The organism is Streptomyces sparsogenes (assembly GCF_001704635.1).
GTDB lineage: Bacteria > Actinomycetota > Actinomycetes > Streptomycetales > Streptomycetaceae > Streptomyces > Streptomyces sparsogenes.
The window spans coordinates 1-15541 of record NZ_MAXF01000087.1 but is presented as its reverse complement, the minus strand read 5'-3'; the positions used below and the strand labels follow the sequence as shown (position 1 = coordinate 15541).

The window sequence follows — 15541 nt, the reverse complement described above, 5'->3', positions numbered from 1 at the left end:
AGCGAAGGGAAGAGACCCCTCTCCATGACCACCGCAGCCACCGCCCCCCACACCTCCCTCGACCCGGCCCCGGCCGAACTCCCGGCCCCCGCCTCCGTCCCCTTCCGCTTCTTCGACGTACGGGTTGTCCGCACCCGGGCCCTCGGGCCGTCCATGGTGCGCATCACCTTCGGCGGCGACGGCCTGAAGGACTTCGTCTCCGGCGGCCGTGACCAGCGCTTCAAGCTGTTCCTGCCGCACCCCCACCAGGAGGCCCCGCTCGTGCCGGTCGAGGCCGGCCAGGAGTGGTTCCCGGTGTGGCGGGCCATGGACCCCGCCAGGCGCGCCGTCATGCGCTCGTACACCGTGCGCGAGCAGCGGCGCGAACCCGAGGAGTTCGACGTCGACTTCGCCCTGCACGGCGCCGACGCCTCCGCTACCTCTGGCTCCGCCGCCTCGGACTCCACCATCTCCGGCTCCACCACCTCGGGCTCCGCCACCTCGGGCTCCGCCGTCTCGGGCTCCACCACCTCGGGCTCCGCCGTCTCCGCCTCCGGCTGCGCCACGGCGGGTGGCCCGGCCTCCCGGTGGGCCGCGAGCGCCCGGCCCGGCGACCGCGCCCTCGTCCTCGGCCCCACCGCCCCCGACAACGGCGGCGTCGACTTCCGCCCGCCGCCCGGCACCGACTGGATGCTCATCGCCGCCGACGAGACCGCGCTGCCCGCCGTCGCCGGCATCCTCGCCTGGCTGCCGGCCGGCACCCGGGCCAAGGTCTGGATCGAGGTGCAGCACGCGGAGGACCTGCAGCAGCTGCCCACCGACGCGGACGCCGAGATCGTCTGGCTGCTCCGCGACGGCGCCGACCCCGGCCAGCCGCGCTCGGCCCTCCTCCTGGACGCCGTACGCACCGCGACACTGCCCGAGGGCACGCCGTACGCCTGGATCGCGGGCGAGGCCGGGACGGTCCGCGCGCTGCGCCGCCACCTCGTCCGCGAGCGCGCCTTCGACCGCAAGGCGGTTACGTTCACCGGCTATTGGCGGCTGGGGGCCACCGACGAGCAGCTCGTCGAGGAGGCCGTGACCGGCACGGGCCCCGCGCCCGAGGACGACTGACCGGCGCCGCACGCCGATACGCCCCCGGCCCGGCCGGCACCAGCCCGGCCGGCGCACACCCGGCTCACGCCGCACGCCCCCGCACCCCGCACCCCTTACAGCCCCACGCCCACACCTCGCACGCCCACACCCCGCACGCCCACACCCCGCACGCCCACACCCCGCACGCCCGCACAACCGCACGCCCACACCCCACACCCCCGTCCAAGGGCACGCACGCACCCCCATGCCGCGTCCAGGGCATCCGTGTGCCCGCGTCCAGGGCAGCTTCCCCATGCCCGCACCCCCAGAAGGGACAGACCGTGAGTTTCCTCGCGCACCCCGCTGAGGACCCGTCGTCGTCAGGGCCGATACCCGGGGCGGCGGATGGCAGGGCCCACCTCTTCAACGACCGTACGGCCGAGCGCTATCGCCGCTCGCTGGCCGACGGCGTCGGTCTGGTGGCCTCCACCGTCGCCCGCACCACCCGCCCGTTCACCGGCGTCACCCCCGCCGAACTGGCCCCCGAGATCTCCGGAGTCGACCTGGACCGGCCGCTGGGCGATCCGGCCGCCGCCCTCGACGAGCTCGAACGCGTCTATCTCAAGGACGCCGTCTACTTCCACCACCCCCGCTACCTCGCCCATCTCAACTGCCCGGTGGTCATTCCGGCGCTGCTCGGCGAGGCGGTCCTGTCGGCCGTCAACTCCTCGCTGGACACCTGGGACCAGAGCGCCGGCGGCACGCTGATCGAGCGGCGTCTGATCGACTGGACGGCGGCGCGCCTCGGGCTCGGCGACGCGGCGGACGGCGTCTTCACCAGCGGCGGCACGCAGTCCAATCTGCACGCGATGCTGCTCGCCCGCGACGAGGCCTGCAAGCTGGTGGAGAAGGAGACCGCGGCGGCCGGCGCCCCGGTCACCAAGCCCCGGATCCTGCCCCGGCTGCGCATCCTCGCCTCCCAGGCGAGCCACTTCTCCATCGCCAAGGCGGCCGCCGTCCTCGGGCTCGGGTACGAGGCCGTCATCGCCGTCCCGTGCGACCAGGACCGGCGGATGCGCACCGTCGCGCTCGCCCGCGAGCTCGACCGCTGCCGCCGCGAGGGCCTGGTCGTCATGGCGGTCGTGGCCACGGCCGGGACCACCGACTTCGGCTCCATCGACCCGCTGCCCGAGATCGCCGACCTGTGCGAGCGGGCCGGGGTCTGGCTGCACGTCGACGCGGCGTACGGCTGCGGGCTGCTGGTCTCCCCGCGCCGCCGGCACCTCCTGGACGGCATCGAGCGCGCCGATTCGGTCACCGTCGACTACCACAAGTCCTTCTTCCAGCCGGTCAGCTCCAGCGCCGTGCTGGTGCGCGACCGTACGACGCTCGGCCACGCCACGTACCACGCCGACTACCTCAACCCGGCCCGCAGCGCGGAGCGGCTCATCCCCAACCAGGTCGACAAGTCCCTGCAGACCACCCGGCGCTTCGACGCGCTCAAGCTGTGGCTGACGCTGCGCGTCATGGGCGCGGACGCCATCGGGGAACTGTTCGACGAGGTGGTGGACCGGGCGGCCGAGGCCTGGCGGCTGCTGGACGCCGATCCACGGTACGAGGTGGTCACCCGGCCGCAGCTGAGCACGCTGGTCTTCCGCTACACCGGCGGCCCGTCCGCCGCGCGGCCCGCCCCCGGCCAGCCCGCCCCCGGCCGGCTCGACCCCGGCCTGCTGGACCGGGCGAATCTGCACGCGCGCGAGGCGCTGGCCGCCTCCGGCGAGGCCGTGGTGGCCGGGACGGTCGTGGACGGGGCGCACCACCTGAAGTTCACGCTGCTCAACCCGGAGACCTCGCTCCACGACATCGCCCACGTCCTGGACCTCCTCGCGGGCCACGCCGAGCGGTACCTGTCCTCCTCGGAGGCCGCCGTTCCGGAGTTCCCCCGCGCCCGAGCCAGCTGACCGCCTTCCACCCCGCCGGAGACCCCCGTGTCCACCGTGTCCACCGTGCCCCCCGTGTCTTCCCCCGACTCATACGACTTCATCGCCATCGGCCTGGGCCCCTTCAACCTCGGCCTCGCCGCGCTGACCGATCCGATCGACGAGCTGAACGGGCTGTTCCTGGAGCGCAAGCCGGACTTCGACTGGCACTCGGGGATGTTCCTGGAGGGCAGCACGCTCCAGACGCCGTTCATGTCCGACCTGGTCACCCTCGCCGACCCGACGTCCCCGTACTCCTTCCTCAACTACCTGAAGGAGACGGGCCGCCTGTACTCCTTCTACATCCGCGAGAGCTTCTATCCCCTGCGGGAGGAGTTCAACGACTACTGCCGCTGGGTGGCCGCCCGCCTCGGCTCCGTCCGCTTCGGCCAGGAGGTCACCTCGGTCGAGCACGACGAGGCGGAGGGCCGTTACGTCGTCCACACCACCGAGACGGCCACCGGCGAGCGGCGCTCCTGGCGCGCCGGGCGGCTGGTGCTGGGCACCGGGACGCCGCCGTACGTCCCCGAGGCCTGCCGTGGGCTGGGCGGCGACCTGATCCACAACTCCCGGTACCTGGAGCACAAGGAGGCGCTCCAGGCGAAGCAGAGCATCACGGTCGTGGGCAGTGGCCAGAGCGCCGCCGAGATCTACCACGACCTGCTGCAGGACATCGACGCGCACGGCTACCGGCTCGACTGGATCACCCGCTCGCCCCGCTTCTTCCCCCTCGAATACACCAAGCTCACGCTGGAGATGACCTCCCCGGAGTACGTGGACTACTTCTACGGGCTGCCCGCGCACACCCGCGACCGGCTGAATGCCTCGCAGAAGAACCTCTACAAGGGGATCAACTCCGATCTCATCAACGCCATCTTCGATCTCCTCTACATCAAGAACCGCCGGGGCCCCTGCCCGACCCGGCTGATGACGAACACCGCCCTGCGCGAGGCCTCGTACGACGCGGCCGCCGGCTCGTACACGCTCGGGCTGCGCCAGGAGGAGCAGGGCCGGGACTTCACCCTCACCACCCAGGGGCTGATCCTGGCCACCGGCTACCGCTACCAGGTGCCGGAGTTCCTGGCGCCCATCCGGGACCGGATCGCCTGGGACGACGCGGGGCGGTTCGCGGTCGCCCGCGACTACAGCGTCGACACGGCCGGGCGGGAGATCTACGTCCAGAACGCCGAGCTGCACACCCACGGCTTCGTGGCCCCCGACCTCGGAATGGCCGCCTACCGCAACTCGTGCATCATCCGCGAGCTGCTGGGCCGCGAGCACTACCCGATCGAGAAGTCCATCGCCTTCCAGGAGTTCGCGGCCCCGGAGGGGGCGCTGCGATGACCACCGCTCTCTTCACGCGCCAGGACCCCCGGCTCGGCCGCTTCTCCCTGCGCCCCCTCGACCCGGCGGCCGACGCGGAGCTGCTCCACCGCTGGGTCACCCACCCCAAGGCGTCCTTCTGGCTGATGCAGGACGCCGACGTGGAGCGGGTCGCCTCCGAATACCGGCAGATCGCGGCACACCCGCACCACGACGCCTTCATCGGCCTGCACGAGGACCGGCCCGCCTTCCTGGTGGAGCGCTACGACCCGGCCCGCGTGGAGCTGGCGGGCCTCTACCCGGCCCAGGAGGGCGACGTCGGCATGCACTTCCTGTGCGCGCCGGCGGACACCCCGCTGCACGGGTTCACCCTGGCGGTGATCACCACCGTGATGGAGTTCCTCTTCGCCGACCCGGCGACGCGGCGCGTGGTGGTGGAACCCGACGTGCGCAACACGGCGGTGCACAGGCTCAACGCGGCGGTCGGCTTCGAGATCGCGGGGCGGGTGAAAAAACCGGAGAAGGAGGCGTATCTGAGCTTCTGCGGGCGGGATCGGTTCAGTGCGGTGAGAACGACGGGAGCCGAGCACCCGGAACAGCCGGAGCCCCCAGAGCAGCCGAACGAGCCGACCAAGCGGAACGAGCCGACCAAAGCCACCAAACCCAACGAGCCGAACGAGCCGCACGAGCCAGCGCAAGGAGTGCACGGATGAGCCCCCGCGACGCCGTAGCCCACCTCACCCCCGCGCTGTGGGAGCGGGCGGGCCGCCTCCTCGTACGCAAGGCGCTCGCCGAGTTCACCCACGAGCGCCTGCTCACCCCCGAGCCCCAGCCCGACGGCCGCTACGCCGTCACCAGCGACGACGGCTCGGTCACCTACCGCTTCGCGGCCCGCCTGCTGGCCCTGGACCACTGGATGGTCGACGCGGACAGCATCAGCCGCCACCGCACCCAGGACGGCGACGAACTCCCCCTCGACGCCCTGGACTTCTTCCTGGACCTGCGCGGACGGCTGGGGCTGGGCGACGCGATCCTGCCCGTCTATCTGGAAGAGATCAGTTCCACCCTCTCCGGCACCGCCTACAAGCTCAGCGGCGAGCCGGTCGCCGCCGCCGAGCTGGCCAAGTCGGACTTCCAGACGGTGGAGACCGGGATGACCGAGGGCCACCCGTGCTTCGTCGCCAACAACGGCCGCCTGGGCTTCGGGGTGCACGAATACCTGTCGTACGCCCCCGAGACCGCGAGCCCGATCCAGCTGATCTGGCTGGCCGCGCACCGCGACCACACCACCTTCACCTCCACCCCGGACCTCGACTACGACGGGCTGATCGGCGAGGAGCTGGGCGAGGCCACCCTGGCCCGCTTCGCCGCCACCATGGCCGGGCTCGGCCTCGACCTCGCCGACTACCTCCTCATCCCCGTCCACCCCTGGCAGTGGTGGAACAAGCTGTCGGTCACCTTCGCCGCCGAGGTCGCCCAGCGGCGCCTGGTCTGCCTGGGCACCGGCGACGACGCGTATCTCGCGCAGCAGTCGATCCGCACCTTCTTCAACACCGACGCCCCGTCCAAGCACTATGTGAAGACGGCCCTGTCCGTCCTCAACATGGGCTTCATGCGGGGCCTGTCCGCCGCCTATATGGAGGCCACCCCCGCCATCAACGACTGGCTGGCCGGCCTGATCGCTGACGACGAGCTGCTGCGGTCCGCCCGCTTCTCGATCATCCGCGAGCGCGCCGCCGTCGGCTACCACCACCGGCAGTACGAGGCCGCCACCGACAAGGGCTCCCCGTACCGCAAGATGCTGGCCGCCCTGTGGCGCGAGAGCCCGGTCCCGACGCTCGACCCCGGCCAGCGCCTGGCCACCATGGCCTCCCTGCTCCACACCGACCCCGAGGGCGGCTCGTTCGTCAGCGCGCTCATCGAGGAATCCGGCCTCCCGCCTGCCCGATGGCTGCGCCGCTACCTGGACGCGTACCTGAAGCCGGTGCTGCACTGCTTCTACGCCTACGACCTGGTCTTCATGCCCCACGGCGAAAACGTGATCCTGGTGATCGAGGACGGCGCGGTGCATCGAGCGATCTTCAAGGACATTGCCGAGGAGATCGCCGTCATGGACCCGGACGCAGTCCTTCCGCCGGCGGTCGGGCGGATCCGGGTGGAGGTCCCCGAGGACAAGAAGCTGCTGTCGATCTTCACCGATGTCTTCGACTGCTTCCTGCGCTTCCTGAGCGGCATCCTCGTCACCGACGGGCTCCTGGAGGAGGAGACGTTCTGGCGGACGGTGGCGGAGTGCGTCTCCGACTACCAGGCGTCGGCGCCGGAGCTGGCGGAGAAGTTCGAGCGGTACGACATGTTCGCGCCCGAATTCGCGCTGTCCTGCCTGAACCGGCTGCAGCTGCGGAACAACCAGCAGATGGTGGACCTGCAGGACCCGGCGGGGGCGCTGCAGCTGGTAGGAACGCTGAAGAACCCCATAGCGCCTTTCAGGGCCTGAGGGACTTCGGAGGCGCATCACCCCTGAAAACGGGCGGAACCAAGCACACCCCGAACCTCCTCCAGAGTGACGGCGGAGGGCCGGTTGAGACAGACGGAGGCGGTGATCAGCTCGTGCGGCCGGGAATCCCCGGCCGCACGCCAGCCCACCAGCTCGCGGGTACCGCCGGCGAGGCGGCACGACTCACCCGGCCGGGTGTCCATCAGCCGCGCCCGCTGGCCGGTCGCCCCCAGGGGGTTCGTCCGCCCCAGCCGCAGGACGAGCAGCCCCTCCCCGCGCCCCAGCCCGTCCGGCGCCAGGCAGTAGCGCCGGATGTCCGTACACCGGTCCTTCTCCACGGCCGCCGGCCGACTCCCGGCCAGCCCCACCGCATCCCCACCGCCTCCGCCCCCACTCCCGAGGTCACGGCCGCTCCAGCCGCTGGGCAGCCGGACGGTCAGACCGTCCAGCCCGGGATAGCGGAAGGCGGGGCCGGTGGCGGCGGGACCAGTGGCGGCGGGACCGGTAGCGGCGGGACCAGTGCCGGTGGGACCAGTGGCGGTGGGACCGGTAGCGGCGGGCGACGACACGGCGGACGCCTGATACGTCGCCGTCGCCCCGGAACCCCCCGGCCCCCTGCCCGGCACATGCCCCAGCACGGCCAGCGTGACGACCGCCGCCACGCCCCCGGCCACCCCGGCGGCCCCGACCACCCCGACCACCCGCCTCCTCCGCCGCCGTACCACCATCTGCCGGACCCGCCGCATCCGCTGCGCGGGAGCGGCCAGCCGGGGCACCCCCCGCTCCAGCAGCGCCCGCACCTCCCCCTCCCGCAATGCCTCCGCCCCCTCCCCGGACGGACTGCCGCCCCCGTCCCCCTGACCGGACGACTCACCCACGACGCTCACCACCGTCCGCCACCATCTCGGCGGCGGGCAGCAGCCCCTGCAAGGTGCGCAGCGCCTTGGACGCCTGGCTCTTCACCGTGCCCGTGCTGCACCCCAGCACCTCGGCGGTGTCCTCCACGCTCAGGTCCTCGAAATACCGCAGCACCACCACCGCCCGCTGCCGCACCGGCAGCCCACGCACCACCGCCGCCAGGGACTGCTCCAGATCCACCCCCTCGAACGGATCCGGCACGACCCGCGTATCCGGCACCTCGTCGTGCGGCACCTCCCCCCGCCAGCGCCGCCGCCACCACGACGCATGCGTATTGACCAGCGCCTTGCGGACATACGCCTCCGGATTCTCCGCCGCGATCCGCCGCCACTTCGGCCACACCTTCGCCAGCACCGTCTGCAGCAGATCCTCGGCCAGATGAGCATCCCCGGTCAGCAGCCAAGCGACCCGCAACAGCCGAGGCCCACGCGCGGCGACGAACTCCTCGAAGCCGGGCGCCACGCCCGTCACTGTCGTGTCCTCGCCATCGTGCCCCTGTCCGAGCTACCTCTTTCACACATGGTGAACGCCATCCCGCCGGTTCCGGGTTGCCTCATCCCCGATATCCCCCAACCGGCGGCCAACCCCCACCCCCACCCCCAGCGCCCTGCACCCCCGACGGCCCAACCGCTACACTGACGCCGGTGCGCCCTGCGAGTGCAGAGCGTCGCGCCTCCGTTCCGGGTCCCGGTTGGCCGCCACCGTCGGTGCGAACACAGTCTCTCCGGGCTGAATCCGCACCCCGCACAACTGCACCTCCGCGGTGGCGACTCTGGAGCGGAAGCCGCCCGACCCCAGTGGGATGAACCGCAGCAGTTCTTCCACTGCGCACGCCATCATCTGAGGGTCCGCGCGTAACCGACCCGTCTCCTGTGGGTGGTGGAGCAGAACGTAGACGCAGTTGGCGATCTGGCTCGCCGTGGTTTCGTGACCAGCGATGAGCAGATCACGGGTGAGGCAGACCACCTCCTCCTCGCTGAGCTGCCCCTCCTTCCGGCCGCAGATCTTGACCAGTGCCCCCAGCAAGTCGTCGGTCGGCTTGTGCCGACGCTGTTCGACCAGGGCGGCGAAGTAGTCGGCCATAGCCTGTGCGGCCGCCGCCGTCTCGGCAGGAGTGCATGCCGTAGTCGACAGCAAGGCGTCGGACCACTCTCGTAGCCGGTCCCGACCGTCCTCGGGCACGCCCAGCAGATCGCAGATCACGGTGATGGGCAGGGGCAGCGCGTATGACGCGACCAGATCGGCCGGTGGACCCGAGACTTCCATCGCATCCAGCAGTCCCTGCGCGATTCGCTCCACGGAAGGCCGCAGGTCCTTCACCCGGCGCTTGGTGAAGACTCCGGCGACTGTCCTGCGCAAGCGCGTATGGTCGGGTGGGTCCAGCGACATCAGCACCCCTTCACCGGCCGGAGCCGGCTGCATCCGGGGCGTCTCGGCGTGCTGAGTGGCAGCCCGGCTGAAGCAGGGGCCACCGAGTACCTCTTTGATGTCCTCATAGCGGGTGACCAACCACGCCTCCCCGCCGTACGGGAGGCGGACACGGCTGATCGGTTCTCTTTCGCGTAAGACCGCGAAGAGTGGTTCCAGGTGGAGCTGAGGGGGAGGCGCGAAGGGAAAGTCCCGCGGCTGCTGTGCGTTGATGGTCACCGAGCTCCTCCTGTCCGTCATGCGATGCGGTTGGCTGTGCTGCCTCATCCCGCGAGGCAGCGGCTCGCGTCCCGCGGGCCGAAAGCTGATCAGTGAGCGCCGGTCGCCGACGGCTATGGGGCTTCGAGCGGAGTGGGATCGCTGAACAAGCGGGCGAGGTGGTAATGCATCACCTCCAAGGCCTGTGTCGCGGATCGCTGTCCGACCAGCACGCTGGTCCCGACGCCGTGGCTGAGGCTCAGCAAGCGCGTGGCCTCGATGGAGACATCCAGATGTGCCGCGATCCTTCCTGCCTTCTGAGCCCTGGCCAGGACTTCGGTGAGCTGGCGTTCGAGCCGGTTCGGGCCCTCGATGAAAGGCTGCTCGGCGAGTTCCGGATCGGTCATCGCGAGCACGGCGTAGGAAGTCCACACCAGGCGGAAGGCACGGCTCGCTTCGTCGGTCGGCACTGCTTCGGCGACGAACGCCTCAAGGCAGGCTCGCGCGGTTTCCGGATCGTTCAGGCTCTCCAGCCGCGCTGCCCACCGCTCATGACTCTGGTGTTCGAGGTGGAGCAGTGCGGAATGCACCAACTGGGCCTTGGTATCGAAGTAGTACTGGACCAGGTTGAGGGACATGCCTGCCTCGGCGGCGACGGCACGCATGGTCACCGCGTGCAGTCCGTCGCGCGCGGCCACCCGCACCAGGGCGTCAGCGATGTGGGCTCGACGTTGGGCATGGTCAACGCGTTTCGGCACGGTTGCCCCCTTCCCGTTCGACCAGTTTTTATAGTACCGCTGTACGGTAAAGGCTGACCTCGACGATGGGGAAGAGACATGGGACACCGCGAAGCCAGGGCCGCCGACACTTCAGAGGCCCCCGAGGAGCAGTCGACAGCGCCGGCGCGCCGTCAGTCGGCTCTCCTGTGGCTGGCGTGCGCGGCTCAGTTCATGGTGGTCCTCGACGTGTCGGTGGTGAATGTCGCACTGCCGTCCATCCAGGACGCGCTCGGCTTCGATGCCGCGGGGCTGCAGTGGGTCGTCGGCAGCTATGCCCTGGTCTTCGCGGGCTTCCTGCTCCTCGGCGGCCGTCTCGCGGACCTGTACGGGCGTCGGCGGGTGTTCCTGTGGGGACTGCTGCTGTTCTCCTCCTCCAGCCTGGTGGGCGGGCTCGCCACCGGCCCCGGCCTGCTGATCGCCATGCGCGCTGTGCAGGGCCTGGGAGCCGCGGTCCTGGCCCCGGCCACGCTGACGATCCTGACGATCACGTTCGCCGAAGGGCACGGCCGCACCCGGGCGCTCGCGATCTGGACCGCGGTCAGTTCGGCCGGCGGCGCGGCGGGCAACCTGATCGGCGGCGTGCTCACCGACGCTCTGTCCTGGCGGTGGATTCTTCTGATCAATGTGCCGATCGGCGTCGCGGCCGTACTCTCGGCCGTACGGCTGCTCCCCGCCGATCCTCCCCGCACGGCATCCGGACGACTGGACGCCCCCGGCGCGGTGCTGGCGACGCTGGGCGTCACCGCACTGGTCTACGGCGTCAACCAGGCCGGGCCACACGGCTGGAGCGGACCGACCACTCTGACGGGCCTGGCCGTCGGCATCGTGACGCTGACCGCGTTCGCGGTCACGGAGGCGCGGTATGCGGCGGCCCCGCTGATGCCACCCTCTCTGGTGAGGCTGCGGGCGATCTGGGCCGGCAACGCGACGATGCTGCTGGCCGGAGCGTGCTTCATCCCCATGTGGTACTTCCTGTCGCTGTACATGCAGGACGTCCTCCACTACGGGGCGCTCGCCACCGGCATCGGCTTCCTCCCGCACACCCTCATCGGCATCGCGGCCGCCCGCCTCGCCCCCGCCGTCATGCGGCACACCGGCGCCCGCTCCCTGATCGTGTTCAGCGCCCTGCTCGGTGCGGTCGGCTTCCTCTGGCAGAGCCGCATCAGCGTTGACAGCGGCTACGTGGACGGCCTGCTCGGTCCCGCGATCGTCATGTCCGCCGCCATGGGCCTGCTCATCACCCCGATCACCACCACCGTCACCTCGGGCGTCAGCGAACAGGAGGCCGGAGCGGCCTCCGGACTGATGAACACCACCCGCCAGTTAGGCGGAGCCTTCGGACTCGCCGCACTCGTCACCCTTGCCACCGCTCACGACACCCCGACATCGTCGTACCGATCAGTGTTCACGGCGACCGCAGTCGTGTGCACGGCCGTAGCCATCATGGCCTGCGCGCTGCCCGCTCCACGCAAAGCCGATCCAGCAGCAGCCGCATCGGAAGGCCAGGCAAGGCACTGACCATCCCCACAGACAGCAACCACCACCTCGTCACGACTCTGCCCCACCAGCGCGCCCGAGGACACGGTCGTCGGATGGGGATGCGGTTGAGTCGGCCCCGCTGCAAACGATCTTTCCGACCGGACCGTGAGGCACTCGGCGGTCAGCGCGCTCGCGACTACGCCAGCCATTGGACGAAAGCCGCCCTTACCCCCGGAACGGATAATTCACCCCTCCCCGGAGTCGAGGCTCCTGCTCCTGCTCGTTGGCTCGACGGTCTCACGCCTCGCAAAGCTGCACGTCAAGCGGCCGCCCCAGGGAATCGTAACCACGAGAGCGAACCGCAGTGGGCACATCCGCTACCCTGTGTGGAGGTCAGCCGGGATCTCCCCGCGCTCCGTCGCTCGGCACTGCCAGCGATCAGAGCACGGCCGTCTGGCCAAGCGGGTTTGTTCAGCCAAGCCGAAGATCGGGTTTCGGGTTTTCGACAAGGTTTTCTACAAGCCCCCGCCTCCGTAGCTCAGGGGATAGAGCACCGCTCTCCTAAAGCGGGTGTCGCAGGTTCGAATCCTGCCGGGGGCACAAAGAAAAGGGCCAGCTCAGGAGGGGTCTCCTCCCAGGCTGGCCCTTCGCCGTCTCAGACGACTAGGGACTGTCTCCTGGATTCGTCCATGGGATCGTCGTGCTCATGGCTGAACGCTGGGTGATCGATGACGGCAGCGCCGACCCTGTGCCGTCCGAGGCGGTACTGGGGGCGCTTCGAGCGAGGGTCCGTACGGGTCTGCCTGAGACGTGGCTGACCGGTACGTCCGGTCGATCGGTGGCCTTCGTCACGAACACCGAGCGAGCGATGGTGATGCTGCTCGACGCAGAGGGCGATCCCGGCGAACATGCCGTGGACCCAGGAGGCGAGGGATCAAGCAAGGGGTTCGTTCTGTCCAGCGGGCAGCACGACGAGTACCTGGACCACGACACCGTGCCCATCGGTGAGGCGTTCAGACTCGTGGAGCACATTGTCCGCGCGGGATCCTGGCCCGAGGACGCGCACTGGGCCGTCGATCGCTGAGACATCGGCCATCGTTGCAGCGGCCAGGAGTACGGCAGCTTCCGCCTGGCCGTAGTGGTCTCCGCTCAGGTGGTCCCGGTAAAGGTCACGGACGACGGCGGGGCGGGGGACGGCCCCGAAGGTCGAGCAGCAGGACCAAGACGCCGAGCGCGGCCGAGGCCTGGGCATGGTCAGCGTCATCGCTTACCGAGTCATCGTCCACGACAGCGACCAAGGCCACACGGTCACCGCCGAAGCTTTACGCGGACGCCCGATTGGGAGGCCACACATGCTCATGAAGCCCACGCAGCAGGACTTAGTGGTGCGAGTGCTGGACCGAGGAGACGTTCCAAGCGGACGGAGGAGCGACTCGCGGGTCAGCCGGTACACCCGTTCCAGGAACTGGCGCTGCATCCCCGACGGCGCTTGCGAAACCGCCGGTTCTGCGGTCGGCGTACCACGACCGCCTCATCACGGCCTTTCGAACGAGCGAAAATCGCCATGTAGATTGAAGGAGGGTCGCATATCGGATCATCCTTGGCGTCATGAGTCTCGTCTCTCCCTTCTTGGACGTTCCCGCCATGGGCGATTACGCCTACGATTGGGCCCTGGTCGATGTGGAGACCTCGGGACTCGTAGCCCGGCGGGACCGGGTGCTGTCCGTTGCAGTGATCACGATCGGTCCGGACGGTGAGCAGACCGGGGAGTTCTCGACGCTGCTCAATCCGGGGTGTGATCCGGGGCCTGTGGAGGTGCATGGGCTCACCGTCGAGCGGCTGCAGGGTGCACCCACCTTCGGCCAAGTGGCCGGGCGGCTCGGGGCGATGCTCCAGGACCGCGTCCTGGTAGCCCACAATGCCCAATTCGACTACGACTTCCTCGCCTACGAGTTCGCTCGTGCGCGGATGTGGCTGCCGGTGTCGCAGCGGCTGTGCACCCTGGCTTTGAACCGCCAGGTGGATCCGCCCACCGACGACATGAAGCTCGGCACCCTCGCCGCCCACTACGGCGTCTCCCAACAGCGCGCTCACGATGCACTGGACGACACCCGGGTACTTGCCGGGGTCCTGCGTGCGTCCCTGCGTGAGGCAGCTCGGCTCGATCTGCCCTTGCCGCTGGTGGCCTGCCCACCGCGGGCAGAATCCCAATTCACGCCGAAGCCACCGAAGACTCCCTGTGCCTACCGCAATCCGGGACGTCTGACTCCCGGCGGGCCGCTCCAGCAAGGGATGAAGGTCGCGATCACCGGTGAGACCGCCTACGCCCGTGCGGAGCTGGTCGGGCGGGCGGTTGCCGCCGGGCTGAACATGATGACTTCCGTCAGCCGGCACACCAGCGTGCTGGTCACCAACGAACCGGCGGCCGACTCGACAAAGGCCCGACGCGCACTTGCTGAAGGCGTGCCGGTCGTCGACGAGCAGACCTTCCTGCGGCTGCTGGCCGACGTACGGCCGGGGACAGCACATGAGGCGACAGCCGTCAGGGTCGCCCCGGTGACTGAGCCAGAAGCAGAACAGATCAGGCCCGTGGAGCCGGTGTCCACTACGACTTCTGTCGTACCCGCCCCGGAAGCATCTGCCCTCCCCACGGCCTCCCCCTGCGTGCCAGTCCCCGCTCCGCGCCAATCGGAGCACTTGGTCGACACCTTGGACAAGCCCCTCGCGGGACGTCGGGTACTGGTGCTCGGTGGCGTCCATGCCGATGCCGCGGCAGCCCGTATCCGCGTCGTCCAGCTGGGCGGGTCCGCGGCGATCAACCTTTCCGCCAGCGTCACTGACGTCGTGCTCCTGCCAGGAGCAGAAGGCGACCGGCGCATGAGGCGCATCACCGCCCTTCAACTCCCTGTGCACGACCTGCACTGGCTCGCCTCTCCGGCCCCAATGGGGGACCAGAACGCGGTGGTTCTCCGGCCTCAGGAGCCGCACGTGATGCCGAGAGGCGGCGTCATCGACCTGCCCATGCCGAACGGTGGACCGGCACCCGAGTGGTACGTCACCGCTGGCTGGGCCCCGCAGGCCGACTGCGAGATCGATGTGGTCGCCTTCCTCCTCGACGAGGACGAACAGGTCGCCCACGACGAGGACTTCATCTTCTACGGAGCCCCGGAGAGCCCCGCTGGAACGGCGCGCCTGTTGATCGGTGGCCCTGCCGAACAGACCATCGCCCTCGACCTGGCATCCCTGCCACCCGCGACGCGGAAGATCGTCGTCGCTGCGGCCATCGACGGCGCCACCACCTTCGGGACTGTCGGCGCGATCCAGATCGGTGCGGCCCCCGGCAGCAGCGGGGCACCTCTCGCCCGGGCCACCCTGGACGCCGCCACCACCGAACGCACGATGCTGCTCGTGGAGATCTATCGCAGGGGTCCGCTCTGGCGTCTACGTGCCGTCGGCCAGGGCTACGACCACGGCCTCGACGCCCTCGCACGCGGATATGGGGTCGACATCGCCGGCTGAACGACGGTGCCGAATGCGGAGGTCCTTCCGTCCCTGGATCAGGCCCGGCGGCGCGGTGCGGGTGTCGCAGGTTCGAATTCTGCCGGGGACGACAAGCGCAAGGCCCCGGACCGGTCTTGGGTTCTAGTGGTTGTTGCAACACCCCAGCTCAAGGGGTGGCATGGACTTCGAGATCCGCGAGGACCGGCAACCGCAGGGACCCAGGAAGCTCGTGCGTGAGCGGGAGGCATACTTCCGGCTCATGCAGCAGGGCGTGAGCAACACGGAAGCGTGCCGGATCGTCGGGATCAACCGGCGGACCGGAAAGCGCTGGCGATACGGACGCAACGCGTCCGGCAGCAACAAGGCGGCTCCACCGATCAACGCGGTGG

12 protein-coding genes, 1 tRNA gene and 1 pseudogene are annotated in these 15541 nt (G+C 70.0%); 10 read left to right on the top strand and 4 right to left on the bottom strand.

All coding sequences use genetic code 11. From position 1 onward, the window contains the following. Nucleotides 1–24 precede the first annotated feature (24 nt). From BBH68_RS43175 to BBH68_RS17355, 5 genes and pseudogenes are all read left to right on the top strand, one after another. Nucleotides 25–1092 (top strand): siderophore-interacting protein, encoded by a 1068-nt coding sequence (locus BBH68_RS43175; RefSeq protein WP_079151041.1) that lies wholly within the window; start codon nucleotides 25–27, stop codon nucleotides 1090–1092. Between the two features lie 302 nt (nucleotides 1093–1394). Next, nucleotides 1395–3014, top strand: a complete 1620-nt coding sequence (locus BBH68_RS17370; RefSeq protein WP_065963425.1) for a pyridoxal phosphate-dependent decarboxylase family protein — start codon at nucleotides 1395–1397, stop codon at nucleotides 3012–3014. A 54-nt stretch (nucleotides 3015–3068) separates the two neighbouring features. Next, nucleotides 3069–4376 (top strand): lysine N(6)-hydroxylase/L-ornithine N(5)-oxygenase family protein, encoded by a 1308-nt coding sequence (locus tag BBH68_RS17365; protein WP_104531329.1) that lies wholly within the window; start codon nucleotides 3069–3071, stop codon nucleotides 4374–4376. After that, nucleotides 4373–4954: pseudogene (locus BBH68_RS17360) on the top strand (GNAT family N-acetyltransferase); the annotation flags it as partial. The gene BBH68_RS17365 and the pseudogene BBH68_RS17360, both read left to right, overlap by 4 nt. Before the next feature lie 110 nt (nucleotides 4955–5064). Further along, entirely contained in the window at nucleotides 5065–6849 is a 1785-nt protein-coding gene (locus BBH68_RS17355) for an IucA/IucC family protein (RefSeq protein WP_065963421.1), read from the top strand. 17 nt (nucleotides 6850–6866) lie between these two features. Here the strand turns inward: BBH68_RS17355 and BBH68_RS41970 are convergent, their stop codons facing one another. The 4 genes from BBH68_RS41970 to BBH68_RS17335 form a co-directional block, all read right to left on the bottom strand. Then, nucleotides 6867–7727, bottom strand: coding sequence for a hypothetical protein (locus BBH68_RS41970; RefSeq protein WP_158080307.1), 861 nt, complete (start codon nucleotides 7725–7727; stop codon nucleotides 6867–6869). Continuing rightward, nucleotides 7720–8238 (bottom strand): SigE family RNA polymerase sigma factor, encoded by a 519-nt coding sequence (locus BBH68_RS17345; protein WP_065963416.1) that lies wholly within the window; start codon nucleotides 8236–8238, stop codon nucleotides 7720–7722. The genes BBH68_RS41970 and BBH68_RS17345 overlap by 8 nt, the downstream gene beginning before the upstream one ends. A gap of 159 nt (nucleotides 8239–8397) precedes the next feature. Next, on the bottom strand, nucleotides 8398–9414 hold the full coding sequence (locus BBH68_RS17340) for a cytochrome P450 (protein ID WP_079151045.1): 1017 nt from the start codon (nucleotides 9412–9414) through the stop codon (nucleotides 8398–8400). A gap of 113 nt (nucleotides 9415–9527) precedes the next feature. Further along, nucleotides 9528–10151: a TetR/AcrR family transcriptional regulator gene (locus BBH68_RS17335; RefSeq protein WP_065963414.1), complete on the bottom strand. Its 624-nt coding sequence runs from the start codon at nucleotides 10149–10151 to the stop codon at nucleotides 9528–9530. Between the two features lie 78 nt (nucleotides 10152–10229). Between BBH68_RS17335 and BBH68_RS17330 the strand changes: the two genes are divergently transcribed. The 5 genes from BBH68_RS17330 to BBH68_RS17310 form a co-directional block, all read left to right on the top strand. Beyond that, the gene (locus BBH68_RS17330; RefSeq protein ID WP_079151038.1) at nucleotides 10230–11690 is read left to right on the top strand and encodes an MFS transporter; all 1461 of its coding nucleotides are present in this window, start codon (nucleotides 10230–10232) and stop codon (nucleotides 11688–11690) included. Between the two features lie 488 nt (nucleotides 11691–12178). Beyond that, a tRNA-Arg gene (locus BBH68_RS17325) sits at nucleotides 12179–12251 on the top strand. Between the two features lie 106 nt (nucleotides 12252–12357). After that, nucleotides 12358–12735 (top strand): hypothetical protein, encoded by a 378-nt coding sequence (locus tag BBH68_RS17320; RefSeq protein WP_065963473.1) that lies wholly within the window; start codon nucleotides 12358–12360, stop codon nucleotides 12733–12735. Between the two features lie 524 nt (nucleotides 12736–13259). After that, nucleotides 13260–15170, top strand: a complete 1911-nt coding sequence (locus BBH68_RS17315; RefSeq protein WP_065963411.1) for a TerD family protein — start codon at nucleotides 13260–13262, stop codon at nucleotides 15168–15170. Between the two features lie 160 nt (nucleotides 15171–15330). Continuing rightward, nucleotides 15331–15541 (top strand): helix-turn-helix domain-containing protein (locus tag BBH68_RS17310; RefSeq protein ID WP_245738092.1); only part of this gene is annotated, 211 nt, incomplete at its 3' end.

Excerpts from the sequence above, each read along its gene's own strand:
- BBH68_RS43175 (WP_079151041.1), top strand. The coding sequence starts at position 25 with ATGACCACCGCAGCCACCGCCCCCCACACCTCCCTCGACCCGGCCCCG.
- BBH68_RS17315 (WP_065963411.1), top strand. The coding sequence starts at position 13,260 with ATGAGTCTCGTCTCTCCCTTCTTGGACGTTCCCGCCATGGGCGATTAC.
- BBH68_RS17320 (WP_065963473.1), top strand. The coding sequence starts at position 12,358 with ATGGCTGAACGCTGGGTGATCGATGACGGCAGCGCCGACCCTGTGCCG.
- BBH68_RS17330 (WP_079151038.1), top strand. The coding sequence starts at position 10,230 with ATGGGACACCGCGAAGCCAGGGCCGCCGACACTTCAGAGGCCCCCGAG.
- BBH68_RS17355 (WP_065963421.1), top strand. The coding sequence starts at position 5,065 with ATGAGCCCCCGCGACGCCGTAGCCCACCTCACCCCCGCGCTGTGGGAG.